20 protein-coding genes and 1 riboswitch are annotated in these 25337 nt (G+C 74.5%); of the genes, 5 read left to right on the top strand and 15 right to left on the bottom strand.

Going from position 1 to position 25337, the window contains the following annotated elements; translation table 11 throughout:
• Positions 1–8: 8 nt before the first annotated feature.
• The 8 genes from R4Z63_RS26265 to R4Z63_RS26230 all read right to left on the bottom strand — a co-directional run bounded on the left by R4Z63_RS26265 (position 9) and on the right by R4Z63_RS26230 (position 8000).
• On the bottom strand, positions 9–1457 hold the full coding sequence (locus tag R4Z63_RS26265; protein WP_384447183.1) for an oligosaccharide flippase family protein: 1449 nt from the start codon (positions 1455–1457) through the stop codon (positions 9–11).
• Complete coding sequence (locus tag R4Z63_RS26260) at positions 1454–2188, bottom strand: YveK family protein (protein WP_384447181.1); 735 nt, start codon at positions 2186–2188, stop codon at positions 1454–1456. The genes R4Z63_RS26265 and R4Z63_RS26260 overlap by 4 nt, the downstream gene beginning before the upstream one ends.
• A gap of 20 nt (positions 2189–2208) precedes the next feature.
• Positions 2209–3348: a non-hydrolyzing UDP-N-acetylglucosamine 2-epimerase gene (wecB, locus tag R4Z63_RS26255; protein WP_384447179.1), complete on the bottom strand. Its 1140-nt coding sequence runs from the start codon at positions 3346–3348 to the stop codon at positions 2209–2211.
• A gap of 4 nt (positions 3349–3352) precedes the next feature.
• Positions 3353–4609 (bottom strand): nucleotide sugar dehydrogenase, encoded by a 1257-nt coding sequence (locus tag R4Z63_RS26250; protein WP_037915536.1) that lies wholly within the window; start codon positions 4607–4609, stop codon positions 3353–3355.
• Positions 4609–5379: a WecB/TagA/CpsF family glycosyltransferase gene (locus R4Z63_RS26245; protein ID WP_037915533.1), complete on the bottom strand. Its 771-nt coding sequence runs from the start codon at positions 5377–5379 to the stop codon at positions 4609–4611. The genes R4Z63_RS26250 and R4Z63_RS26245 overlap by 1 nt, the downstream gene beginning before the upstream one ends.
• Positions 5376–6545, bottom strand: a complete 1170-nt coding sequence (locus R4Z63_RS26240) for a hypothetical protein (RefSeq protein WP_384447176.1) — start codon at positions 6543–6545, stop codon at positions 5376–5378. Before R4Z63_RS26240 ends, R4Z63_RS26245 begins: the two co-directional genes overlap by 4 nt.
• Positions 6546–6978: 433 nt before the next feature.
• A complete protein-coding gene (locus R4Z63_RS26235; protein WP_037915527.1) occupies positions 6979–7578 on the bottom strand; it encodes an acyltransferase in 600 nt (199 codons plus the stop codon).
• Between the two features lie 182 nt (positions 7579–7760).
• Positions 7761–8000: a hypothetical protein gene (locus R4Z63_RS26230; RefSeq protein ID WP_384447173.1), complete on the bottom strand. Its 240-nt coding sequence runs from the start codon at positions 7998–8000 to the stop codon at positions 7761–7763.
• A 135-nt stretch (positions 8001–8135) separates the two neighbouring features.
• Between R4Z63_RS26230 and R4Z63_RS26225 the strand changes: the two genes are divergently transcribed.
• Positions 8136–9044, top strand: a complete 909-nt coding sequence (locus R4Z63_RS26225; protein ID WP_384447171.1) for an ion transporter — start codon at positions 8136–8138, stop codon at positions 9042–9044.
• Positions 9045–9063: 19 nt separating this feature from the next.
• On the opposite strand, the gene R4Z63_RS26220 is transcribed toward R4Z63_RS26225, so the two are convergent.
• The 4 genes from R4Z63_RS26220 to R4Z63_RS26205 are packed head-to-tail and all read right to left on the bottom strand — an operon-like array spanning position 9064 to position 17088.
• On the bottom strand, positions 9064–12654 hold the full coding sequence (locus R4Z63_RS26220; protein WP_384447169.1) for an SAV_2336 N-terminal domain-related protein: 3591 nt from the start codon (positions 12652–12654) through the stop codon (positions 9064–9066).
• A complete protein-coding gene (locus R4Z63_RS26215; RefSeq protein ID WP_384447167.1) occupies positions 12651–13721 on the bottom strand; it encodes an AAA family ATPase in 1071 nt (356 codons plus the stop codon). The genes R4Z63_RS26220 and R4Z63_RS26215 overlap by 4 nt, the downstream gene beginning before the upstream one ends.
• Positions 13722–13768: 47 nt before the next feature.
• Positions 13769–15832 (bottom strand): VMAP-C domain-containing protein, encoded by a 2064-nt coding sequence (locus tag R4Z63_RS26210; protein ID WP_384447165.1) that lies wholly within the window; start codon positions 15830–15832, stop codon positions 13769–13771.
• Positions 15829–17088: a hypothetical protein gene (locus R4Z63_RS26205; protein ID WP_384447163.1), complete on the bottom strand. Its 1260-nt coding sequence runs from the start codon at positions 17086–17088 to the stop codon at positions 15829–15831. Before R4Z63_RS26205 ends, R4Z63_RS26210 begins: the two co-directional genes overlap by 4 nt.
• A 372-nt stretch (positions 17089–17460) precedes the next feature.
• Here R4Z63_RS26205 and R4Z63_RS26200 point away from each other — a divergent pair, with 372 nt between their 5' ends.
• The 4 genes from R4Z63_RS26200 (at position 17461) to R4Z63_RS26185 (ending at position 21338) form a co-directional block, all read left to right on the top strand.
• Complete coding sequence (locus R4Z63_RS26200; RefSeq protein WP_384447161.1) at positions 17461–18420, top strand: trypsin-like serine peptidase; 960 nt, start codon at positions 17461–17463, stop codon at positions 18418–18420.
• 146 nt (positions 18421–18566) lie between these two features.
• Positions 18567–19844 carry a precorrin-6y C5,15-methyltransferase (decarboxylating) subunit CbiE gene (gene cbiE / locus R4Z63_RS26195; RefSeq protein ID WP_384447159.1) on the top strand — a complete coding sequence of 426 codons (1278 nt, stop codon included), beginning with the start codon at positions 18567–18569 and terminating at the stop codon, positions 19842–19844.
• A complete protein-coding gene (gene cobM / locus R4Z63_RS26190; RefSeq protein ID WP_384447156.1) occupies positions 19841–20590 on the top strand; it encodes a precorrin-4 C(11)-methyltransferase in 750 nt (249 codons plus the stop codon). Before cbiE ends, cobM begins: the two co-directional genes overlap by 4 nt.
• Positions 20580–21338, top strand: coding sequence for a cobalt-precorrin-6A reductase (locus R4Z63_RS26185; protein ID WP_384447154.1), 759 nt, complete (start codon positions 20580–20582; stop codon positions 21336–21338). Before cobM ends, R4Z63_RS26185 begins: the two co-directional genes overlap by 11 nt.
• Positions 21339–21413: 75 nt before the next feature.
• Here the strand turns inward: R4Z63_RS26185 and R4Z63_RS26180 are convergent, their stop codons facing one another.
• From R4Z63_RS26180 to R4Z63_RS26170, 3 genes are read right to left on the bottom strand one after another with little or no spacing between them, the layout of a single operon-like run.
• Positions 21414–22913 carry a precorrin-2 C(20)-methyltransferase gene (locus R4Z63_RS26180; RefSeq protein ID WP_384447152.1) on the bottom strand — a complete coding sequence of 500 codons (1500 nt, stop codon included), beginning with the start codon at positions 22911–22913 and terminating at the stop codon, positions 21414–21416.
• Positions 22910–23557, bottom strand: coding sequence for a precorrin-8X methylmutase (locus R4Z63_RS26175; RefSeq protein WP_384447150.1), 648 nt, complete (start codon positions 23555–23557; stop codon positions 22910–22912). Before R4Z63_RS26175 ends, R4Z63_RS26180 begins: the two co-directional genes overlap by 4 nt.
• Positions 23558–23561: 4 nt before the next feature.
• Positions 23562–24845, bottom strand: coding sequence for a ferredoxin-like domain-containing protein (locus R4Z63_RS26170; protein ID WP_384447148.1), 1284 nt, complete (start codon positions 24843–24845; stop codon positions 23562–23564).
• A 335-nt stretch (positions 24846–25180) separates the two neighbouring features.
• A riboswitch (cobalamin riboswitch) is annotated at positions 25181–25308 on the top strand.
• Positions 25309–25337: the final 29 nt, after the last annotated feature.

The raw sequence follows: 25337 nt of genomic DNA, 5'->3' as shown, positions 1-25337 counted from the left end.
CCGGCAGCCTATCCTCGGAGCGTCGTGCGGGCGGGTAGGAGGCACACGGCGTACGCCAGGGTGCCGGCGGCCGCGGTTGCCAGGAGCGCGGGCACGGAGTCGCCGAGGTACCGCTCCAGCACGAGGAGTGCCGCGGCCATCACGACGGCGCCGAGCAGCGGCCAGGCACAGGCCCGGGCGACCGCGCCCAGGCGGATGCCGCCGCGGTGCAGGGCGAGGAGGAAGACCGGGACCACGACGGCGCCCGCGACCACGACGTGGGCCTGGGACACTCCGACGATGCCGCCGCCGCGGGCGCCGATCACGAGCGCCGGGAGGAGGAGGACGAGCCACAGGCCCTGGACCCCGATGAGGGAGCGGCGCCGGCCGATGGCCACCAGGCAGTCGTAGGCCAGTTCGCAGCCGATGCGGACCAGGCCGAGGGCCATCAGCCAGGGCAGGGCGCCGGCCGCGGGCAGCCAGCGTTCGCCGTAGACGAGTTCGATGACAGGGGCGGCGAGGGCGGCCAGCAGGACGCAGAGCGGGACGGTGGCCGCCGTCACCACGCCGAGGGCGCGGGCGAATCCGGACGCCAGGGCCTGCGGTGAGTCGGCCAGCCGGGAGAAGCCCGCGAAGGAGACCCGGCGGGCGGCCTCGGAGATGATGCGCACGGGCCAGCCGGAGATGTTGAAGGCCAGCACGTAGAAACCGAGGGCGAGGGGGTCCAGGGTGGAGCCCACGACCATGGTGTCCACGTTGACCACGCCGAGGGCGAGCATGCTGGCCCCGGCGAGAGGAAGGCCGAACCTCAGCAGGGCGCGGGCCTGTTCACGGTCCCAGCCGAACCTCAGGGTGCCGGGCGCGGCGAGGCAGCAGCCGATCAGGGCGGCCACGTTGCCGACGACCGATCCCCAGGCGAAGCTCATCGCGCCCCAGCCCTGGACGGCCAGGAGCAGGGTCACCGCGGTGCTCAGGACGAAGTTGAGCGCGTCGACGGCCATCCGCCGGCCCTGGGCGAACTCCCGGGTGAGGAAGCCGGCCGGCACCTGGGCGAGTCCGTCGAGGACCACGCACAGACACATGACCCGCAGGACGCCGCTGGCCTCGGGCGAGCCGAGGACGTCGGCGACGGCCGGGGCGGTCGCGAAGAGCACGGCGTACAGCAGGCAGCTGGAGGCCGCGCTCAGGGTGACGACGGTGGGGGCGAAGCGCCGCGGATCGCCTTCCCAGCGGATGACGGCGAGGGAGACACCGAGCTCGTTCGCGGAGAGCAGGACGAGCAGGACCGTCTGGGCGATGCCGTAGACGCCCCAGGCCTCGGGCCCGAGGAAGTAGCGGGCGAGGATGACGCCGGTCGCGAAGTTGCCGAGGCGCATCACGACCGTGTTGATCAGGCTCCACTTGGCCGCGGAGCCGACCTTGCGCCCCAGGGAGGGCGCCTCGGGGTCGTTCTGCGTGCTCGCTGCGGTGTCGGTCACGCCGGTCCCGCCCCGCCCGGGCCGACCGTGCGCAGGGCCATCGTCTCGTCGGTCGCGGCGGGCGCCGCACCGACGGGTACGGGTGCCGCCGCGTCGGGAGTCCCGGGAGCCGCCGAACGGTTCTTCCCGTGCGGAGTACGCCTGCGGGCCTCCACGAAGAAGACGGCCACCAGGCTCAGGACGAAGCCCAGCGCGGCCACCATCACGATGTACTGGAGACGGGTCTTGGTCTGTGCCTCGGGCTTCTGCGGGGGCACGATCGTCGCCATCCGGATCATGGCCTCGGGGGCCACGGACTGCTGGGTCTGGAACTCCTTGAGCCGCTTGTCGGCGTAGCCGGCGAGGAGCTCGTCGGACGTGCGGACGGCCGCCGGGTCGGTACCGGTGACGGTCAGCCACATGAAGGGGCCCTGGGCGTTGTCGGCGATCTTCACCTCGTGCTTGCCGGTGACGCCGAGGGCCTTGAGGTCGGCCTTGGCCCCGTCCGAGTTGAGGTTGCGGGCGAGGCCGTCGGCCATGCCGGTCAGGGAGGCCTGCGTGCTGAGGAAGGGGTTTCCGTCGAAGGCCTCGGTGGCCTTCGACGAGTTGAGCAGTGTGACGGTGCTCTGCGACTGGTACTCCACCGGGATCAGCAGGTGCACGGCGGTGGTGAGTGCAGCCGTCAGCAGCAGTCCGGGCAGCAGCACGTACCAGCGCCTGCGCATGACCCGCCCTATCTCGGCGAGATCCATGGTCTTCCCCCTTGTTGCGGTTACTTCGGTTGCTGCGGTCCGTGCCCGCCGGGAGGCACGAGGTCGGTGGGTCTGGGCCGGGTGCGGGCGGTTCCGCCGTCGAGGAGGACGGCGGCGATGCGCTCGCTGGCGCGGCCGTCCCACAGGTCGGGGCAGCGCGGCGCGGGCGGCTCGTCGAGCACCTTGTCGACTGTGGCGACGATCCGGTCCGGATCCGTGCCGGCGAGGACGTTGGTGCCCTCTTCCACGGTGATGGGTCGCTCGGTGTTGTCCCGCAGGGTCACACAGGGCACGCCCAGCGCGGTGGTCTCCTCCTGGACGCCGCCGGAGTCGGTCAGGACCAGGCGGGCGGAGTCCTGCAGGGCGATGAAGTCGAGGTACCCGGCGGCCGGGACGGTCCGGATGCCGTCGGGGACGCCCACGTCGGCCAGCCGCTGCGCGGCCCGCGGGTGCACGGGCAGCAGCAGCGGGCAGCGGCCGGCGATCTCGCCGAGCGCCTTGAGCAGGCCGCGCAGCGCGCCGGGGCCGTCCACGTTGGCGGGCCGGTGCAGGGTGACCAGGCCGTAGCCGCCGCGGGTGAGCCCGTAGCGGTCGAGGACATCGGACCGCCTGGCCCGCTCCAGGTTGGCGAGGAGGGTGTCGATCATGACGTTGCCGACGACGTGGATCTGGTCCTCGCGGTAGCCCTCCGCGCGCAGGTTCGCGGCGGCGTCGGGCGAGGGCGCCAGCAGGTGGTCGCTGACCCGGTCGGTGGCGACCCGGTTGATCTCCTCGGGCATGCTCCAGTCGCGGCTGCGCAGGCCGGCTTCCACGTGGGCCAGCAGGGGGCCAGCCTTCGCGGTCACCAGGGCGCAGGCGAGAGTGGAGTTGATGTCCCCGACGACCACCACCGCGTCCGGGGCCAGCTCGTCGAGCAGTGGTTCGAAGGCGGCCATCACCCGCCCGGTCTGCTGGGCGTGGGTGCCCGATCCCGTGCCCAGGTACCGGTCGGGCGCCCGGATGCCGAGGTCGCGGAAGAACACGTCGTTCATGGACTCGTCGTAGTGCTGTCCGGTGTGGACGAGGACCACCTCGGCGCCGCGGCGCTCCAGTGCGTCCATCACCGGTTTGATCTTCATGTAGTTGGGGCGCGCCCCGGCGACGCAGACGATCCTGGTCATGGGTTCAGAGCACCTCCACCTTCGGGCCGGTCATGCGGTTGCGGGTGTCGAGCACGAAGGAGGCGTGCTCGGCGATCATCTGGTAGTCGAAGGAGTCGTGGTCGGTGAGCAGGACGACGACGTCGGCGGCGGCCAGCTCCTTGCGGGTCGCCTCGACCCGGGCGAGGCGGGCGTCGACCTTCACGCCCTCCACCACGTGCGGGTCGACCGCGCGGACCTTGGCCCCCATGTCGAGGAGCAGCTGGGCGATGCGTACGGCGGGCGACTCGCGCGCGTCACCGGTGTTCTTCTTGTACGCGAGCCCGAGCAGCAGGATCCGGGAGCCGTTGACGGAGCGGCGTTTGGCGTTGAGGGCGTCCATGACGCGACGCGTGACGTATTCGGGCATGTGGTTGTTGATGTCGTTGGCGAGTTCGACGAAGCGGAAGTTCTGGCCGAGCTCCCGCTGGACGCGCCAGTTCAGGTACGAGGGGTCGATGGGCAGGCAGTGCCCGCCGACGCCCGGGCCCGGGGTGAACTTCATGAAGCCGAAGGGCTTGCTGGAGGCGGCCTCGATGGACTGCCAGACGTCGATGTCGAGGTGGCGGGCGAACATGGCGATCTCGTTGACGAGGGCGATGTTCACGTGCCGGAAGGTGTTCTCCAGCAGTTTGGCCAGCTCGGCCTCCTTGGGGGAGCGCACGGGGACGGTGGTGTCGACGAGCTGCCCGTAGAAGGCCTCGACGGCCTTCAGGGAGGCGGCGTCGACACCGGAGACGACCTTGGGCGTCTGCTGGAAGCCCCAGACGGTGTTGCCCGGGTCGATGCGCTCGGGGCTGTATCCCAGATGGAAGTCGGCGCCGGCGGTGAGCCCGGATCCGTCCTCCAGGATCGGGGCGAACAGTTCCTCGGTGGTGCCCGGGTAGGTGGTGGACTCCAGGATCACCGTCGCTCCCGGGCGCAGGAACCGGGCCAGGGTGTGGGCCGACTCCTCGATGTAGCGCAGGTCGGGCGCCCCGTCCTGTAAGGGGGTGGGGACGGTGACGACGGCGACGTCGAAACCGCCGCAGTCCCGGGCGAGTTCGCTCGGACGGTAGGTGCCGCGCTCCAGGGCGCGGGCGAGGCGTTCGCTGGAGACGTCCTCCACGTACGACTCTCCGGTGGCGAGGCTCTTGACCCGCCGTTCGTCCACGTCGTACCCGACCACCTGGTGGCCGACCTCGGCGGCCCGGATGGCCAGCGGGAGGCCGACGTATCCCTGTCCCACGACGACGACGCGCATCAGCAGTGACTCCTGTTCGCGGAACCGGCAGACGGAGTGCGGCTGATGAGCTCGCGGACCGTCATGGCGAGGAAGGCGGCATTGGTGGTGAGGTAGCGCTTGCCGAGGCGGCGCGGTTCCTGGAGGGTCCGGTAGAACCATTCGAGGCCCATCCGCTGCCAGACGAGGGGGGCCCGCTTGGTGATGCCGGCGAGGATGTCGAAGGACCCCCCGACACCGTGTACGACGTGAGCGCCGGTGCGCTTGCCGTAGCCGGCGGTGAAGATCTCCTTCTTGGGCGAGGTCATGCCGAGGAACAGCAGGCGCGCGCCGCTGTCGCAGACGGCGTCGGCGATCCCCTCCTGCTCCGAGTCGCCGAAGTAGCCGTTGCGGCTGCCCGCCACCCGCAGCCGCGGGAAGCGTTCGGAGATCTGCCCGAGCATCATCTCCAGCACCTCCTGCTGGGCACCGAGCAGGTAGACGGGGATGTCCGCCACCTCAGCCGCGGCGAGCAGGCGCATGAACAGGTCGATTCCGGCGACCCGTTCGGGCAGGCGGACGCCCAGGACGCGGCCGGCCCAGACCACGGCCTGGCCGTCGGCGAGGACGAGGTCGCAGCCGGCGACGGCCTCGGCGAGGGCCGGGTCGCGCCGCATGTTGACGAGCTTGGCGGCGTTGACCATGCCGATCTCGATCTGCTCGCCGCGCCGTACGGCGTCGAGGCAGCGCTGGACCGTCTCGTCCATGGTCAGGGGGTCGAGTGCGACCCCGAAGAGGGTGTGACGGCTCATCTCTGCTGCCCCCCGAGCCACGCGAACAGGAGCCAGCCGAACTCGTACGGGCGACACTCCCGGTCCACCGCACGAGGGCGGAAGAGCACGTCCAGGGGCGCGAGCCGGGCGTGCGGGGCGACCCGGGTGGTGAGTCCGCGAGCGGCCCGGACGGCCTTCTTCGGGTCGCCGCGGTAGACCTTGCGCCAGGTGACGCCGAGGTCCTCGCGGATCATCGGCTCGCGTGGGGTGCCGGTGCGCCCGGCGAGTTCGGGCACCTCCGTCATCCAGCGCAGTCCGCGGCGGATCGCCGCGCCGAAGTCGGTGCCGCCGGCCTCCGCGAGGTCGAACAGCGCGGTCGGGGCCATCGCGTGCTGGTGCACGCTGTAGACGGGGTAGCCCTCGATCACTCCGCCTTCGCGGGCGTCGTAGTGCCACCACCACTGTCCGCCGTCGCCCTGCAGGGCCACGATGCGGGCGGCGCAGGCGTCGGCGGCCGCGAGGGCTTCCGGGTCGTCGCCGCTCGCGTGCAGCCGGGCCAGCGCCTGCAGCGGATAGGTCTGGTCGGCGAAGCAGGCCACGTGCGAGCGGTAGCCGGGCACCAGGCCCGGGCCGGTCGCGTGCGGGAACAGCGGGCCGCCCCCGATCCTGGCGGCCAGCAGGCGGTCACGGGCGGCTGCGAGGTGGTCTTCCACGTCCACCGCGGCGCGCGCGGCCGCGAGGGCCGAGAGCACCCAGGCCGCCTCGACCGTGTACTGCGCCCGCCCGGGCGGGTCCAGGGCGGCGACGCGGTCGAGTGCGTCGGAGAGTTTCGGATGTCCGGTCTCGGCGGCGGCCCAGGCGATGAGCGCCGCGTCCCCGAGGTTGACCACCCCGGGCAGCCGTTCCACGAGCAGTGCCGTGAACTCCTCGGTAGAGCGTCCGCCGAACAGCGCGCGCTGGCGGTCCTCGGGCAGGAACCGCGCGCCCAGCGCGGTGATGGCCGCGTAGCGGGTGCTGGTCCCCCGCAGTTCCAGCCGGCGGGTGCCCTCGGGGGAGACCGCTCCGGCCCTGGTGAAGACGAAGGTCTCGGCCTCCGGCAGGTACATGGCGGGCAGGCCTGCCTCGGCCAGCCCCAGCAGCCGCTGCGCCAGCCCGTGCAGCTGCGGGTCCGCCGCCTCCAGTGCTCCTAATCGTGTGACGGTCATCGGGTCCCCACCCCGACTCCCCGGGTGCCGCTCGCACCCCGCATGTCCGAGCTCTTCGGCTCCAACACTGCTACCCCCTCTGATCGCTCCTCGGACGGACCTGGCGGTCGTCCTTCCGCGGAGGGGGACTGCGCGTGACGGCACCCGTGCCCGTGGCGCCCGGCGCCCGGGGCACGAGCCGCTCCGGAGGCTGCCGTCTGGATCCCCCCAGCGATGCCCCGGACCCGGGCACGCGCGCACGGCAGTGTCGGCGGACGCGGTGGATCCGCGCTCCGCCGGGCCGCTGCCCGCGATGCCCTCGTCGTACACAACCCCCCACCGAGCAAGGCCTGTTGCCAGCCCGGATCCCGTGTGCAGGAACACGCTATGCCCACGGATGTTCATTGATTGTGGTTTTGAGGAAATGCTTGTGGCCTAAATTGCCGACATTCCGTCAGCTTTGTTCGAAGAGCAGGCCGTTCTTCTCCTCGTACAGCGCCCCGGTGCGCGGACACTCCCACGCGCCCGGCTCACCCCCGCGCTCCACCAGCCGGACCCCCGCCCGGCCCACCCAGCCGATCCGGCGGGCCGGCACCCCGGCCACGAGCGCGAAGTCCGGTACGTCCCTGGAGACCACCGCGCCGGCCGCGACGAGGGCCCAGCGCCCCACGCGCACCCCGGCCACGCACACCGAACGGGCGCCCAGCGAAGCGCCCTCGGCGACGACGACCCCGGCGGCCTCCCAGTCCCCGTCGCGCTTGAGACGGCCGTCGGGGTCCACGGCACGCGGGTAGAAGTCGTTGGTCAGGACGGCGGCCGGGCCGATGAACACCCCGTCGCCGAGTTCCGCCGGCTCGTAGACCAGCGCGTAGTTCTGGAGTTTGACGTGGTCGCCGATCCGGACGCCCGGCCCGACGTACGCGCCGCGCCCCACGATGCACCCGCGCCCGAGCCGGGCCTCCTCGCGTATCTGCGCCAGATCCCAGATCGTGGTCCCCTCGCCGAGCTCGGCGCTCTCGTCGACCTGCGAGGTGGGTTGAATGCGGACACTCACGGCACGGTCCCCTAACGGTTCGCGAGGCGTACGGAGGCGCACAGACGTGCGCACGCACAGGAGTCCGGACGTTCAGACGTTCCGGTGCTCAGACGTACGGAAGTACGCGCCGAGCATATGTGCCCGCGGGCCGCTCCACCCGTGGAACCGCCGACTGTTCATTCCAACGCACCGGGGACCGGTCACAGGAGGCGTTCGGGCGGCGGGGCGACAGCGACCCCGCGCGTGTGCGGTCGCCCGTCGGCGGAGAGGAACTCCACATCGCCCACGGGATCGGCCGTGACGTGGCCGACCGCGGCGGCCATCCGGCCGCGGGGGTGGGCGTGCAGGCCCGCCAGGACCCGGCCGGTGTGCTCGGCCGGGACGAACAGGCACAGGCACCCGGCGCACGCGGCGTCCAGCGGGGCGCAGTCGCTGGGCACTCGGGATCGTGCCGGGCCCGGGTCCGGGCCGGCGCCCGGGCCTGCGGACGCGGGTGAAACCCGAGCGGCTGTGGGGCGTTAGGGAATGGGGCCGCCCTTCGGCCCCGACGCACGCGCAGAAGCACGAGGAGCACGATGACACACCCCAGGCCGGCCGGACGCCGCCGGATGAAACTGGCAGCCCGGTGCCGGGTGGCCACTGAGGCCTCCGCCTTCGGGATGGTCGTCTTCTGCGTGATCCTGCTCAACGCCGCGCTGATGGGCGTCGAGACGTACAGCGGTCTGGCCGCGGAGTACCAGGGCGTGCTGCGGATCGCCGAGCGGTGCTGCCTGGCCCTGTTCACGCTGGAGATGCTGCTGCGCGTCGCCGCCTTCGCGGACCGGCCGAGCGCGTTCTTGCGCGACCCGTGGAACGTCTTCGACCTCGCGGTGGTCGCCTCCGCCTTCGTCCCGTTCGTCCGCGAGAACACCACCCTGCTGCGGCTGCTGCGGCTGGCCCGGGTACTGCGCACGGCCCGTTTCCTGCCGCACCTGCGCATCCTGCTGATCGCGGTCGGCCGCAGCCTGCCCGGCACCGCCAGCTTCCTGTTCGTCGGCGGACTGGTCCTGTACGTGTACGCCATGGTCGGCTGGGTCTGCTTCGCCGAGTCCGACCCCGGACACTACGGCTCCGTGGGCCGCGCGATGCTCACGCTGTTCCTGCTGACCACCCTCGACGGCCTGACGGACGCCGTCCGCGCGGGACTGGAGATCTCCCGCCTGAGCATCGTCTACTACGCCTCCTACGCGCTGCTCGCCTCCTTCGTCCTGGTCAACGTCCTGATCGGGGTGGTCCTCAACTCCCTCGACGAGGCACGTGAGATCGAGGACGCCGCCGGCCGCGAACGCCGGCAGCCGGACCCGCAGCCGAGCGCCGGAACCGCCCCGGACGTCCGGGACCGCATCGCGGCGGCGCGCCGCGCCCTGGACGAGATCGAGGCGGGCCTCCCCGCCCGGGACGGGCTTCCCCCACGCGTCCTGGAGACCTCCCGCAGCGGCTCCTGACCGGTCGGACGCCGCCCGTTCACTGTTCCCCGCCGCCGAGCAGGTGGATGTCCCAGGTGTCGTCCGGACGCCGGCGGACCGCCCAGCGGCCTGGCCGGTCCTCGAAGGCGGACCCGGGCGGCTCCCGGAGGCTCAGCTGTTCCAGCCTGACCCTGCCCCGGAAGGTGGCTCCGCCGAAGTCCACCGCTCCTCGGAACACCGCACCGGTGGACACCAGTCCCAGTTCCCAGGTCGTGGAGGCGAAGGAGACCGGTCCGGTGAAGGAGGCCCCGCTCAGCCCGGTCAGGCCGCAGAACACCGCGCGCGAGAAGTCCGCGGCCGCGACCGCCCGCAGCCCGTTCAGGTCCGCCGAGGCCTCCAGCACCGCACGGGCGAAGGACACCTCGTCCAGGAAGACGCTGTCCGAGAATCCCGCCAGTCCGCGGAACTGCGCGCGGCGGAAGTCGGCTCCCGCCCGGAACCGGCTGCGGTCGAAGTCGCCGACGCCCAGGAACACGGCGCGGTCGAAGGAGGCCCGTCCGGCGAAGGTGGAGTTCCCGAGCCTGGCCCGCCCGGCGAAAACGGCCCGGGTGAAGGACGCGCGGGCCAGGAACTCGATGCCGCCCTCGTTCCAGTCGTCCACGAAGGTGGCGCGGTCGAAGGCCGCCCCGCCCAGCGTGACGGGCTGTGAGCGGGACTCCCGCAAGACGTTCAGGAGCCGCTGGAGCAGCCCTCCCTCGAAGGTGGTTCCCCGGAAGTCCACCGCGGCCCCGGGCCCGAGGGTCTCCAGGTACGCGTGCTCCTCGTCGGGATCGAGATGGGCGAGGCACACGTCGTGGCCGGGCAGCCGGATTCCCGTGCACGGGGCGCGGAGATCCTCCGCCCCACGGCGACCGCACACCGGCCACGCGACGCCGGCGTCCTGTGACCCGTCGGCCTCGGTCAGGGCCGCGCCGAGTGCCTGGGGGTCGGTGCACAACCAGCCGTCCCCCGTGCCGCCGAGCGGCACGAGGGCACGCGTCGCCGTGGGGCCGACCTCCTCGCCGAGCGCCTCGTACAGGGGGTGGGACAGGGCGACGTTCAGGGACCAGGGAAACCGCCGGCGCCGCTCCGTCATCCCGGGATGCCGGACGATCCGGACGGCCTCGGACGCGGGCGGCCCGGTGGGGTCGCCGCCCAGCGGGACGGTCGCGGCAGGCCCCACGGCCACGGCCACGTCGAGCGGGAGGGGACCGCTACCCAGACCTGCGAACCGGGCCGTCTCGTCGTGGAGTTCGGTCAGCAGTCGGCCGGCCTTGCCGAGGGCTCCCGGCCCCGCCAGCAGCAGGACCACGGGTGCACCGGGCTCACCGCCGGTCGGCCGCTCGGTGATGCCCGCGTCCGCGACGCACCGCGTCAGCAGTTCCACCGTCTCCGCGTGGAGCGAGCTGCCGGCCCGATGCACACCATCGCCGGCGGGCCGCACGGCCAGGCACACGGAGGCGATCGCCACCGGACGTACCGGCCCGTGCTCCGCCATCACGGCACGGAAGCCGGGCTGTTCCAGGAGGGCGCGGCCCGACAGGAACACCATGCGGTCGGGCCAGACGCCGTGGACGACGCCGATCAGCGCGCCGTCGCGAGAGACCGGGCCGCCGCGGTAGTGGGTCCAGGCCTCCGGTTCCCCGGACAGCCGGACCAGCTCCCCGTTGCGGGCGCCCTCGTACGGAACCACCTCCCCCGTCAGGGCGACGGGCTCCCCCTGGTCGGTACGGCCGTCGACCCGCACCCGCGCGACCTGGTCGTCCGCGGTCAGCCAGGGCAGGGGCAGCGCGCAGACCGTCGGGTCCGCGAGGTCCTCGTCGGCCAGCAGCAGAAACACCCTGGGCAGCGCGTCGTCCCACCACAGCGGTCGGCACGGGACCTCGCGACCGCCGGCCCGGACCCAGGCGACGGTGCTCCGGGCCGGCGGGGCGTCCCCGACCGTGAGGACCAGCCGCGCCGTGAGCAGGACGCCGACCTCCTGCGGCTCCGGCACCGGCTCGTGGCGGATCCGTACGACCCGGTCCGCCAGACCGGGTTCTCCCGGCGGCCGGGTGGCGAACGCCAGGGTGGCGTCGGCCACCCGGCGGCGGCCCTCGCGGCCGTCGGCGACACGGGTCGCGGAGAAGTCCGGCCCGGTGCCGCGGCTGCGGGTCATGTACTCCCACACACGGCGGCGGACCAGTTCCCGTACGGCGGCCACGTCCCCGCGCAGCTGCGAGCCGAGCAGCACCTCGCGGACACCGGGCAGGAACTCGAACTCCACCTCCTCGGCGTCCCGTTCGTGGTCCCAGGGGGCGAACAGTCCGCCGAGGGCGACCTCGGCGAGGTGGCCGTGCTCGGAGCCTCCCAGCAGGGAGCGCCGAACCAGGTTCATGACCGGCAGGGTCAGCGGTACGGCGGCCAGGTGCGCGGCCAGCTGCTGAGCGGTCGGGGAGGCACTTGCGCGGAAGCGTTCCACCACGTCCAAGGGGTTGTGGGGAGCGGCCGCGGTGCTTCCGCCCACGCGCGGCGCTCCCGGCCCGCGCTCCGGATCCGCGTCCAGCCGCAGACAGCCCAGGCGTCGCCAGCGGCCGTCTCCGGCGACCACCCGCACCAGCCGGGCCAGACCGCCCGGGGCGACGCCGACCACGGGGACGATGTCGGGCGCGCGGCCGCGCGCGGTCCGCGATCGCCGGGCGGTCGCCACCCGTTGCCAGGAGCGGGTGGCCGCCGCGGGCCGGTCAGCCCGGACGGCGAAGGGGACCGGCCGGACGGCGCCACGCGTCCAGAGCCGTTCGGGCAGCACGTTCAGCACGGCCACCGCGTTGTGCGTGCACCAGTGCCGGAGCACGCCCTGCACGGAGGCCTCGCGCCAGCCGCCCGCCACGGTGTCGGAGAGGACCAGGATCAGCCTGCGGCCTGCGGGGTCGGCCAGCTCCAGCGGGTTGCGGGGCGCGTCGGACCGGCCGCGGGTGAGCATCACGGGGGCGCCGGAGCCGGTGCCCGTCAGCCGCCAGACCCGTACGTCGCGGAAGACGCCGCTGCGGGTCAGTACGCGGCGCAGTTCGTCCACGAGGTCCGCCCACAGCAGCATCGAATGGTGCGTGTCGACCACGAGCGCCAGGTCCAGCCAGCGGCTCTCGGCCGGGCGCAGGACGGGGGTCGGCACCATCCGCTCGATGCTGCGCTCCACGGTGAGCTGCTCGTCGAGCTCTTCACCCGGACCTCCGATGGAGCGCCGGCCGACGGGCCGCAGGGCGCGCATCAGGGCGAGCGGGTCGTCGAGGGAGGCGGCGCGGGGCAGTCGTACGGGTGAGCCCCGGCGGCCGGCGCCGTCGTCGCCGGGTTTCCCGGCCGGGTCGGCGACGGATGCGGGGAAGAGCCTGACGGCCGGGTGGCCGTCGGCCGGGCCGCCGGCAGGCGTCGCGGCCTCGGGTGCCGTGGTGTCAGCGGCCGGCGGCCGCTCGTCCGCGGCGTCGCCGAGCGGCAGCGCGGGCGGGCGGGACCAGGCGGGGTCCACCCGGGCGGCCAACCACAGGATGTCGGCGATCTCCTCGGTGCCGATGTCGGGGCGCGGGCCCGCGTCCTCGGCACCGTCGGCGAGGGCGGCGAGCAGCTCCCCGATCACGCCGTGGGCCCGGTCAGGTGCTGCATGACGGTCTTGAGGAAGCGGTCGCGGTCGCCGGGTGCGGACCAGGCTCCGGCGAGGCGCAGCTGGATGGCGTTGAGGAGCTGGTCGGTGGCGAGGTCCCCGTCCCCGGACCGGTCGATGAAGTCCCGGACGAGTTCCCGGTACTCCCCGCCGGCCTCGACGTCGATGCCGAGGCGGCGGCGCACGATGAGGGCGAGCTTCTCCTCGCCGGGGGGCTCCAGGTGCAGGCGGACGCAGCGGCGTAGGAAGGCGGGCGGGAAGTCGCGTTCGCCGTTGCTGGTGAGGATGACGATGGGGAAGTAGCGGCACTGCACGCGGCCTTGCGGGATGCGTACGGCGGCGTCGGGGTCGTCGTCGGTACCGATGGCGACGGCGGGGTCCTCCTGGGCGAGGCGGGCCAGTTCGGGGATGACGAAGCCGCCGTCCTCGAAGACGGTCAGGAGGTCGCCGGGGAGGTCGATGTCGCTCTTGTCGATCTCGTCGACGAGCAGGACGCGGGGCCGGTCCTGCGGCAGCAGGGCGGTGCCGAGCGGCCCGAGCCGCAGGTAGCGGGAGATCGAGGGTGCGTGGGCGGGCTCGGGTCCGGCTTCGGGCGTGGGGGCGCCGCCGGGCGGACCGGCCGGCCTGCGCAGTTGCTCCAGCCCGGCCTCCTGGAGGCGGCCGATGGCGTCGTACAGGTACAGCCCGTCGCGGAGCACGGTCCGGCTGGTGATCGGCCAGTGCAGTACGGGACCCAGGGCGAGGTCCGAAGCGATGCTGTAGGCGAGGGTGGACTTCCCGACACCCGGCTTCCCGGTGATCAGCAGCGGCCTGCGCAGGTGCAGGGCGGTGTTGACGACGTCCTTCTCCTGCTCGTCGGGGACGTAGCCCTCGCCGCGGCTGCGGGTGCGCTCCCAGGCCGGGCCCTCGCACCCGGGCGGCGCGTACCCGGGGTCGGGGGTTCCGGTGAAGTGCCGCCAGGGCGGCGGGGGCCCGGCTTCCAGGCGGGCGCGGCGGTCCGCGCCCTCACCGGTCCCGTGGTACAGCCACCAGTCCTTCACCACTGCCTCTGCCTCCGTCGTCGTGTCGCCGTCTGTCGGTGGGGTCGGGGTCAGGCCAGGGACCGGAAGCCCGGTATGTCGTCGGGATCGTCCCACAGGAGCACCAACTGGTCTGCTCCTGAGTCGCGTTGGGCGGCGCTTCGGTCGCTCGCGGCGGCGCCGGCGGCCGCCCGGCGCACTTCGCGCACCCGCGCGGGCAGGGACAGCACGTCCAGTGCGCCGGGATCCGGCCGTCCGTCGGGCCCGTGCGGCGCGAGCAGGTCGAGGAGCGGGGGCGCCGGCGCGCCGCCGCCGCGGCGCCACACCGCGACCGGCACGCCGCCTTCGAGTACGGCTTCGAGCAGGCCCGCGTGCGGGGCGGCGACGGTGTGCGCGAGGACGCACGCGGGCGCCGGCCGGTCGGCCAACTCCATCCCCAGCACGTCCGTGACGTCGGTCTCCTTCACCACCCGTACGGCCTCGGGGTGCCGGCCGCCCCGGGTGCACAGCCAGCGCCAGCTGGCGTGCCATTCGGCGCGGGTGTCCACGCGTTCTTGGGGGCAGCGCACCACGACCTGGTGGAGCAGGCCGAGGGCCCGGGGCCGCCCGGCCGGGCCGCGGGGCACCGGCCACTGGTCGAAGTCGGCGTCGAGGAGTTCGTACGGCACGTGGAACTCGATGCGGTCGACGCCGCCCCGGGTCCGCGGCCCGGCCTCGCCGCCCTCGGGCGGCGAGGCGCCGACGAGGGCGAGCCGCCGCAGCAGTTCCCCCCGTACGGCGTCCAGGCGCACGGGCTCGCCCCCCGACTCCCAGATCTGCTCGGTGCGTTCGCCGCTCAGCCAGATCCGGGCCCGGAGGCCGGGCCCGCCGTCCGGCGGCGGCTCCAGCCCGACGTGCACCACGGTCGTACGCGCCGGGGGCGGCGGCGGGGGCAGCACCGGCAGGACGAGCCGTTCGCGGGTGGCGTCCACCCAGCCTTTCAGCCGGCCCGCCCAGGCCGCGTCGCCGGCCGTCCCGGCCCGGTCGGCGAGGAAGCGCACGAAGGGTACGGCCAGCGGCATCCCGCCGTGCCCGCCCTGGCGTTCGTCCAGGTCCTGGACCACCTCCAGCAGGGCGTCGCCGGGCAGGCCCCCGCCGACGGGGGTGGTGCAGCCGGCCGCTCTGAAGGCCCATGCGTAGGCCTCGTAGGCGCAGCGCGGCAGTTCGCGGCCTTCGAAGACCTCGGCGAGCCCGTCCCAGGCCTGCTGGTCGAGCCGGGCCGCCCGGGGCGGCGCGGGGGCGGTCAGGCCGTCGTCGAGGAAGGAGCAGGCGTCCCAGTCGCGGTCCACGAGGAACTGCGGGAGTTGCCAGCCCTCGCCGCGTTCGCGCAGTTCCTGGAAGGTGCGGTGGATGCTGCGGGCGGCGACCGGAAGCCCGCTGACGCTCTCCCGCAGGGAGCGTGCGCCGAGTTCGGAAAGGAGAGCCTCGGTGAAGCGGCCGGCGCCGCGCTCGGCGTCGTTCTGCGCGGCCTCGCCCTCGCGGGAGGCGTAGAGCCGGAACTGGCGGCGTCCGGGCACCGCGCTGCCGCCGCCGTAGTCGGTGCTGCCGAAGTTCCACCGGGCGTCGCGGGGCGCGTCCACCCGGCAGGAGTCGACGAGCGCGGCCTGGAGCGGGAAGCTGCGGTGCTTGACCAGGTCGGTGCGCCACCAGCGCAGTGCCGAGTCGAGGTTGAGGTGCCGGATCTGGCTGGGGCGGGCGTCCGCGCAGGGCAGCATCAGCTCCTGGCGCGGCCCGAGGTAACCGTGTCCGGCCCAGAAGATCCACAGCAGGTCGCCGTCGCACTGCGGGAGTTCGTCGAGCAGCGCCGCCTTGACGTTCTCCTCGGTCGCGGGCCGGTACGCGGTCCGCAGGGCGTCCATGGCCGGGGAGTCCGGCCAGTGGAGGGCGTCGGGTTCGTCGAGCGGGGACAGCAGCAGCCTGAGGTTGCCGGGCGGCACCTGGGCGGGGCCGGTCAGCCACTGGGCGAAGCGTAGGGCGTCGCGGGCCGGGCCGCGCAGGTTCCAGCGGTGGCTGATGTCGTAGCGCTCGACACCGGCGACGAGCGCGAAGGTGCGCTGCGGGCCGAGGGCCGGGGGCAGGAAGTCGGAGGGGATCACCCGATCTCCGCTTCGGCCACCGCCTGTTCGATCCGGCCGTAGAGGGCGTCCTGTTTCCAGTAGGCGCTGTGGCAGGCGGGGAAGGGCTGGCGGCTGCCGATCTCGTGGTCGGTGATGCGCGGGTCGCCGGGGAAGACGGGGGCGGCCAGGTAGGACAGCACGTCCTGGCGGTCGTAGACGTTGAGCCAGCGCGGGAAGCCGTGGGGAAGTTTCGCGCCCGGTTCGAGCGCGGTCAGGGCGCCGAGCTCGTAGAGGAAGGGGGCCTGGGAGCCGACGGTGACGAGGAGCGCCGCGCCGGGGACGGCCTCGCCGCGGGCGGCGGCGAGGGCGAGGAGGTCCACGAGGGCGATCCCGCCGAGGCTGTGACCGATGAGCACGGTCGGTCCGGGGGCGGCGGCGATCCGGGTGTGCAGGTACTGCCTCAACTCGTGGCCGCGGGCCTGGTAGCGCAGGATGTCGCCGAGCGCGGGGGTTGCCGCGGCGGTGAGGGAGCCGCGCCGGGCGTTGAGCAGGGGCTGGGTGGTGACCCGCAGGGCGAGCCGGCCGAGGAAGGCGGCCGCGCGGGCGCCGGGCACCCGGGCGTCGCCACCGAGGCGGGTGGTGAGCAGTTCGACGAGGCGGTCGCGTTCGGCGCCGGTGCAGTCGGCCTCGGCTCCGGCGTCGGCGAGCGCCCCGGCTGCGACGGCCCTGGAGAGGGCGGTCGCCAGCTCCCGCGCCTGCGGTTCGCCGGTGGCGCGTTCCGCGGCGCGGGCCGCCTCCGCGGAGCGGACGACGGCGTCGAGGGCGGTGGGGAAGTCCGCCGCGAGTGCGGTGCCGTGCAGGAGCGCGCCGAGCTCGTCCCCGGGGTGCGGGGGCGCGGGTGGTAGGCCGGACAGCTGCGCGAGTACCCGGATCCCGGCGGGCTGGACGCCGGGCATGGCGAAGGGGTCTCCGTCGGCGACGTCGTCCTCGCCCCCGGGTCCGGAGGGCCAGCCGGCCTCGGCGAGGACCCGGAGTTCGCACAGCGGGTCGGCGAGCAGCAAGGCCCATTCGGCCGTCTCGGCGTCGGTGGGGTCGGGTGAGGCTCCCGTCGCGGACTTCGATCCGGGCAGGGAGCGGCCGCCGGCGCCGAGGGTCGCGCCGAAGCGGTCGCCCCAGTAGCAGGAGTCGACGGCGGCGCCGGGGAATCTGGCCGTCAGCCGCTCGCGGACCAGGGCGAAGAGCCGGTCGTGCCGGTCGCGCCGTACGCCCGTGCCGTGGACAAAGAGAAAACGCATCGCCGCCCAGCCCCCTCGTGCCGTCGCCCCTCCGCCCCGGCACGATAGCGCCGGGCGCTCGGCGGGGGGCGGGAAACGGCGGGTCCGGCGCCACCCGAACCGAACGCAGTCGAACGCACATGCGGTGACGCGGCGTCGTGACGCGACGCGGGCCCGGGTCGTCCCCACGGCCGGGCGGCGGAGCGGGCGGGCGGGGACGGGAGCGGGTGGTAGGGGGTGAGAGCTGTGGTGCGGATCCCGGACCGCCCACGCATGGCATGTGCACGACGGTAGGATCGGCTGTGAGAACGGACACGTACCGACCTCGGAACCCGGACCGCGCTCCCCCCATCGAACCGAGAGTCGGACGCGTTCGGGAGCGGGAGGGGCCACATGTCCAGCAGGGTCGAGGGGCGGCAGCCGGGGCGGGCCGCGGCGCGGAGCGGCGTGGCCGTCGGCCTCGTGTGCACCCTGGTCCTCGTGGGGGCCGGGTACGTCGCCTGGGAGCTGCGCGGCATCGCCGCCCACCGCGCCGACGGCGACCCGGCGCGGGGCGTCTACCAGCAGGACCCCGAGAAGGCCGACCGGACGGCTTCGGCCGTACTCGACGGGATCGCCCGTGAACCGACCGAACCGCCCGCGGACGGCGGGGCGTTCGCCGCGGCGGACGCGGTGGACTGGCGCTCCGGCGGCTGGGAGCCCTCCGATCCGTTGGAGGCCCGGCCCGCCCCGGCCGAACCGGCGGTCGGCGCCCTCTTCTCCCCCGGCAACGACGGCGACCCCGACCACCACTGCTCCGGCGTCGTGGTCCACTCGCCGCTCGGAGACCTCGTCGCCACGGCCGCCCACTGCGTGTACGGCGGCGGCTTCCGCACCAACCTCGCCTTCGCCCCCGGCTACCGGGACGGGATCGCACCGTACGGCGTGTGGGTGCCCACCCGCATCGACGTGGACCCGCGCTGGACGGCGGACGAGGACCCCGACGTCGACATCGCGTTCCTCCGGCTGCGCCGGCCCGGACACCCCGGCCAGCGGCTGGAGGACGTCACCGGCGCCACGACGATCGCCTTCGGAACCGAACTGCCCGCGCCCGCACGGCTCGTCGGCTACCCGAACGTCTCCGAGCAGCCCCTGGACTGCCGGACCACCGCCCGCCCGGCGGGCCCGACGCAGGTACGGCTGGACTGTGCGGACGTGCCCAACGGGACCAGCGGCGGTCCGGTGCTGACCGATGGGCACACCCTCGTCGGGGTGATCGGCGGCCTCGACGGCGGCGGCGACGACGAGACCTCCTACAGCATCCGCTTCGGCGACCGCGTACGCGCCCTCCACGAACGCGCCACCCGGCCCTGACCCGCTCCTTCCCGAAGGGACCGCGGCAAGCCCCGCCGGCGAACGCCGGCGGGGCACCTGCCGGGGCGGGCGCGAGTGGCGCAGCCGCAGGCCAGTAGGCTGCGGGTCCGCCCTCCTGCCCCTTCCCGCCCCCGAGGTACAGCGCCGTGAGCACCGCACCGCCCCCCATACCCGTGACGGTCGTCGGCCTCGGCGCCGACGGGTGGGCCGGGCTGACCGCCGCCGCGCGGTCGTCGCTGGCCCGCGCCGAGGTACTGATCGGCGGGCCGCGCCAGCTGGACCTGCTGCCCGCCGCCGAGTGCGCCGGGCAGCGGGTGGCGTGGCCGAGCCCGCTCCGGCCGGCCGTACCGCTGCTCATGGCCGAGCACGCCGGGCGCCGGATCGCGGTGCTGGCCAGCGGCGATCCCATGTTCTACGGAATCGGCCGCGCCCTCTCCGAGGAGCTCGGCCCGGACCGCCTGCTGGTCCACCCGCACCCCTCGTCCGTCTCCTACGCCTGCGCCCGCCTGGGATGGCCGCTGGAGGACACCGAGGTCGTCACCGTGGTGGGCCGTCCGGTGGACCGGCTCGCGGCCGCGCTGTACGACGGCCGCCGGGTGCTCGTGCTCAGCGCCGGTGCCGCGTCCCCGGGCGAGATCGCCGCCCTGCTGCGCGGGCGGGGCTTCGGCCCGAGCCGGATGCGCGTCCTGGAACAACTCGGCTCGGAACGCGAGCACGTGTACGGGGGCACCGCCGAGGGCTGGGACCACGCGCCGGGCGACCCGCTGAACGTGGTCGCCGTCGAATGCCTCCGCGATCCGGCCCACGGCGGGCCGCGCCTCGGCTCCACCCCCGGCCTGCCCGACACCGCGTACGAGCACGACGGACAGCTCACCAAGCGCCACGTGCGCGCCGCCACCCTGTGCGCGCTCGCCCCGGCCCCCGGCGAACTGCTGTGGGACATCGGCGGCGGCTCCGGCTCCATCGGCATCGAGTGGATGCGCACACACCCGTCGTGCCGTGCGGTGGCGGTGGAGCGCGTCCCGGAGCGGGCCGCGCGGATCACCCGCAACGCGGCGGCGCTCGGCGTCCCCGGCCTGCGCGTGGTCGTCGGCGCCGCTCCCGAGGCGCTGACCGGGCTGCCGGCCCCCGACGCGGTGTTCATCGGCGGCGGGCTGACCGCGCCGGGCCTGCTCGACGCGGTGTGGGCCGCGCTGGCTCCCGGCGGCCGGCTGGTGGTGAACACGGTCACCCTGGAGTCCGAGGCGGTCCTCGCCGAGCGCTACCGGCGCCACGGGGGCGACCTGGTGAAACTGGCCGTCGCGCACGCCGTGCCGGTGGGCGCTTTCACGGGCTGGCGGCAGGCGATGGCGGTCACCCAGTGGTCGGTGACCAAGCCGGCGACGGCAACCCAGACGGTAACGAAGGAGAAGGATCAGACATGACCGTGTACTTCATCGGTGCGGGCCCCGGCGCCGCCGACCTGATCACGGTGCGCGGTGCCCGGACCCTCGCCGCCGCCCCGGTCTGCCTGTACGCGGGCAGCCTCGTGCCGCGCGAGCTGCTCGCCGAGTGCCCGGCGGACGCCCGCCTCGTCGACACCTCGCAGCTGAACCTGGACGAGATCATCGCCGAGTGCGTACGGGCCCACGGGGCGGGCCAGGACGTGGCGCGGCTGCACTCCGGCGACCCGTCCATCTTCAGCGCGGTCGCCGAGCAGATGCGCCGGCTGGACGCGGCCGGCATCCCCTACGAGGTCGTCCCGGGCGTGCCGGCCTTCGCCGCCGCGGCCGCCGCCCTCAAGCGGGAGCTGACGGTGCCCACCGTCGGGCAGACCGTGATCCTCACCCGGATCGCCCAGCAGGCGACCCCCATGCCGCCCGGCGAGGACCTGGCCACCCTGGGCCGCAGCAGGGCGCTGCTCGTGCTGCATCTGGCCACCCGCTACGTGGACCGGGTGGTCGACGAGTTGCTGCCGCACTACGGGGCGGAGTGCCCGGTCGCGGTGGTGGCGATGGCGAGCCGCCCCGACGAGCTGGTCCTGCGCGGCACCCTGGCCGACATCGCGGGTCAGGTGAAGGAGGCGGGTCTGGTCCGCACCGCCGTCATCGTGGTGGGCCGTACGCTCGGCGCGGAGCAGTTCCGCGACAGCCACCTGTACTCCCCCGAGCGCGACCGGCATGTCTGCTGACACCGCCCCGGCGCACGTCCTGATCCTGGGCGGCACCACGGAGGCCCGCCACCTCGCGGAGGCGCTGGCGCGGGAGCCCTCCTACCGGGTGACGACCTCGCTGGCCGGGCGGGTCGCCTCGCCGGTGCTCCCGCCGGGCGGGACCCGGATCGGCGGCTTCGGCGGGCCCGGAGGTCTGGCGGCCTGGATCGGCGCGCACGGGGTCACCCATCTGGTCGACGCCACCCATCCCTTCGCGGAGCGCATGAGCTTCAACGCGGCCGCGGCGGCAGCCCTCTCGGGCGTCCCGCTGCTCGCGCTGCGCCGCCCCGGCTGGCAGCCCGGCCCCGGCGACACGTGGACGTTCGCCGACTCCCTGGCCGAAGCCGCCGGCCTACTGCCGGGCCTGGGCGGCCGGGTGTTCCTGACCACCGGCCGGATGGGCCTGCACACCTTCGCGGGCCTCGGCGGCCTGTGGTTCCTGGTGCGTTCGGTGGACCCACCGGCCGGGCCGGTCCCGCCGCGCCTGGAAGTCCTGCTGGCGCGTGGCCCGTTCACGCTGGACGACGAGCGGGAACTGCTGGCCCGGCACCGCATCGACGTCCTGGTGACGAAGGACAGCGGCGGCTCGGCCACCGCGCCGAAGCTGACGGCCGCCCGCGAGGCGGGCATTCCGGTCCTCGTCGTCCGCCGTCCGCCGGTCCCCGACGGCGTCGCGGAGGCGGACTCCGCCGCCGCGGCCCTCGGCTGGCTACGGCGGCGGGCGTGAGGACGGCGGGCCCGGGGTGCGGCAGGCACCCCGGGCCGGCGACGGCCGGGCTGGCACGTCACGGGTAACGGCGCGTCACGGGTAACGGCGCGGCGTCCACGTGATCCGCGACCCGTCGGGCCGCTCGGTGATCTGCGTCTGCGAGGAGCCGATCAGCAGGATCGTGCGCATGTCGACCTCGGACGGCTCCAGTTCGGCGAGCGTGACGACCCGCACCGACTGCTCGGGGCCGCCCACGTCACGGGCCACGACCACCGGGGTCAACGGCGAACGCAGTTCCAGCAGCAGCTCGCGGGCCTGGGCCACCTGCCAGGTCCGGCTCCGCGAGCCGGGGTTGTAGAGGGCGAGGACCAGGTCGGCCGCGGCGGCGGCGCGCAGCCGCTCCGCGATGACCTCCCACGGCTTGAGCCGGTCCGACAGCGAAATCGTCGCGTAGTCGTGGCCGAGCGGGGCGCCGGCCGCGGCAGCCGCCGCGTTGGCCGCGGTCACGCCCGGCAGGACCCGTACGGGCACGTCCTTGTACGCGGGCTGCCCGGCGACCTCCAGGACCGCCGTGGCCATGGCGAAGACGCCCGGATCACCGCCGGAGACCACGGCCACCCGCCTGCCGCGCCGGGCGAGGTCGAGGGCGAACTCGGCCCGCTCCGACTCCACCTTGTTGTCCGAGCCGTGCCGTGCCTGACCCGGCTTGACGGGCACCCGGTCCAGGTACGTGGTGTACCCGACCAGTACCTCGGCGTCCGCGAGGGCCCGCTGGGTCTGCGGGGTCAGCCACAGCGGGCCGGCCGGGCCGGTGCCGACGACGACGACCTCGCCGGGGCCGGACGGCACGCTGCCGGGGTTGCCGATGCGGCTGGGCACCACGGCGACGGCGAAGTACGGCACGCTGTCGGGGTCGGTGTCGGCGAGGACGCCGGTGCGCTCACCCTCCATCGTGGCGCGTTCGACGTAGCGGGCCTCGGCGAGCCGGCCGCTGGCCTCCATAGCGCCGCGTACGGCGGGGAAGGTCCGGCCGAGCTTCATCACGACTGCCGAGTCGGTGGCGGCGAGGCGGGCGGTCAGCTCCTCCTCCGGCAGCGTGCCGGGGAGGATGGTCAGGACCTCCTCACCCTCCACGAGCGGGGTGCCGAGCCGGGCGGCGGCGGCGCTGACGGAGGTGACACCGGGGACGACCTCGGTGGCGTACCGGTCGGCGAGCCGCTTGTGCATGTGCATGTACGAGCTGTAGAAGAGCGGGTCGCCCTCCGCGAGCACGGCCACGGTACGGCCGGCGTCCAGGTGGGCGGCCAGCCGGGCGGCGGCGGCCTCGTAGAACTCCTCCATCGCGCCCTGGTAGCCGCCGGGGTGGTCGGTGGTCTCGGTAGTGACCGGATAGACCAGCGGCTCCTCGATGTGGTTCTCGCGCAGGTGCTTGGCGGCGATCGCGCGTGCGATGGACCGGCCGTGGCGGGCGCTGTGGTAGGCGACGACGTCCGCCTCCCCGATCACCTCGACGGCCCGCAGGGTCATCAGGTTCGGGTCGCCGGGGCCGAGCCCGACCCCGTAGAGGCGGCCCGTCGGCTGTGCGTCGCTCATTCGGCCACGCTCGCGATGGCGTTGAGGGCGGCCGCGGCGATGGCGCTGCCGCCGCGGCGACCGCGCACGACGAGGTGGTCGAGACCGGTTGGGTGCGCGGCGAGGGCGTCCTTGGACTCGGCGGCGCCGATGAAGCCGACGGGCACCCCGATGACGGCGGCCGGGCGCGGGGCGCCCTCCTCGATCATCTCCAGCAGCCGGAACAGCGCGGTCGGCGCGTTCCCCACGGCGACCACGGAACCCTCCAACAGGCCGCGTTCGCGCCACACTTCGAGGGCGGCGGCGCTACGCGTGGTGCCCATCCTCCCGGCGAGCTCCGGGACCGCCGGGTCGGAGAGGGTGCAGATGACGTCGTTGTCGGCGGGCAGCCGCTTGCGGGTGACGCCACTGGCGACCATCTGGACGTCGCACAGGATCGGCGCACCCGCCTCCAGCGCGGCGCGGGCGCGCAGCACCACCTCGGGGGTGTACCCCAGGTCCTGCGGGAGGTCGGTCATCCCGCAGGCGTGAATCATGCGCACCGCGACCTGGGCGACCGAGGCGGGCAGCCCGGAGAGATCCGCCTCGGCGCGGATCGTGGCAAAGGACTGGCGGTAGATCGCGGCGCCGTCCTTCTCGTACTCAAACACGGTGTACTCGCTCATTTCTTCACTGCGTCTTCGGACTCTGGGGTGATGAGGTGGTCTCGCGTGCGGCCATCAGGGCGACCGCCAGGTCCGGCCGGTGCGGCAGGGTGCGCCCGTCCACGGAGAGCCGGTACCCGTCGGAGGTGGCGAGCGCGTCCACCCACTGCGTTCCGCGCGGGTGGCCGCACCGGCGTTCGCAGCCGGACCAGTGCACGGGCAGCGGCCCCCGCGCCCGCTCCACGAGGGCGTGCGCGTCGGCGCGTACGTCCGCGCGGGCCTTGGCGCAACCGGGGCGTCCGGTACAGGCGGTGACGGACTGCCAGGGACTTCCCGCGGACACGACCAGGCCGGCTTCTTCCAGCAGTGCGGGGCCGTCGACCGGGCCGCGAAGGGGGGCGCCCGGGAGCACGACGGTGCGCCAGGGGGTGACCCGCAGCCCGTCGCCGTGGCCGGCGACCTCGGCCAGGACCCGCCACTGGCCGGTGCTCATCCGGCCCAGCGGGGGCAGAACGCACAGGTCGCCGCGCGGGCCGGGCCCCCGGCCCCACGGCCGGGGCGGGGCGGCGTACGGCCAGTCCACCTCGGGGACGCGGGCCGCGTCGATGCCCGCGGCAGCCAGCCGGGCCGTGAACTCCCCTTCGTCCAGGGCGTGTCCGGCGGGCAGTTCGGCCACGCGCCAGGCCCGGGTGCCGGCCGCGTCCACGGCGTCGAGGAAGTACTCGGCGGCGAGCAGCGCGGCGCGCGGCGCGTCCTGCGCGGCGACGGACACGGCTCCGGCCGCTGCTCCGAGGCGTACCAGCGCCCGGTCGCCGGGTCGCCCGAGCACGGTGACGTCGGGGTCGAGAGCGGCCACGTCCCCGCGCCCGTCGTCGAGGGCGAACAGGAAGCGGCCGGACAGCGCGGTCACCCGGGTGTTCGCGCACAGCAGCCGGTCCAGCTCGCGCACCCGGGGCAGTACGTCCTGCGAAGTCGGGGTGGCCACGATGTTGCGCACCCGTTCGTGGCCGGGTGCGGGCAGCAGCCCCGCACCGTCCAGCAGCCGGGCGAGTCCGGCGCCGCAGCCGTCGGCGAGGCCGCGCAGTTGCACGTTGCCGCGGGAGGTGAGTTCCAGGTGCCCGTCGCCGAAGCGGTCGGCGGCCGAGGCGAGGAGCACGGCCTGCTGCGCGGTCAGCTCCCCGCCGGGGATCCGGACGCGCGCGAGGTGTCCGTCGTCCGCCGCGTGGAGCCGGAGCGCGCCGGGACAGGCGTCACCGCGGTCCCGTATGACCGGTTCGTCCCGCGACACGGCGGAGGGGGGCTGGGGCATGGCGGCGAGCATACCCACGTTTCCCCTCACCGGAACTGTGTCCGCCGCCACCCTCCGTCACCCGGCGCGCCCGTCCGGCCCCCGCCGGCGCGCGAGGCGCGCGGACCGGGAAAGCCGGAATCCCCGCGCTTCTCCCCTCCGGCGCGCCGGCGTTTGAGGCGCGGGGGCCCGGGGGCAGAGCCCCCGCAGCGGCGCCGCACCGGTACGCCGCGGCCGCCCCACCCGGCGGAGCCCACCGCACCCGACACGACCACCCTCGCCGCGGCCGGCGGTGCCACCGGCCACCCCCACTCCCGACCACCGCAAACGCCACCTAGGATGACCTTCCGGCGGCCCATACGGTCCGCCGTCGCCGAGGACGGCGACATGGGAGGAAGCCCGGTGCGAATCCGGCGCGGTCCCGCCACTGTGAACCCGGCAGCGCCACTGGGCCGGGTGAGTCAGGAACTCCCGCTGTCCTCACTGCCCGGGGCGCGGAAACCCCGAGGAAGG

Source organism: Streptomyces sp. PL-29 (assembly GCF_058344425.1).
The sequence above is the reverse complement of the archived record's forward strand: the minus strand, read 5'-3'. Positions and strand labels throughout refer to the sequence as shown.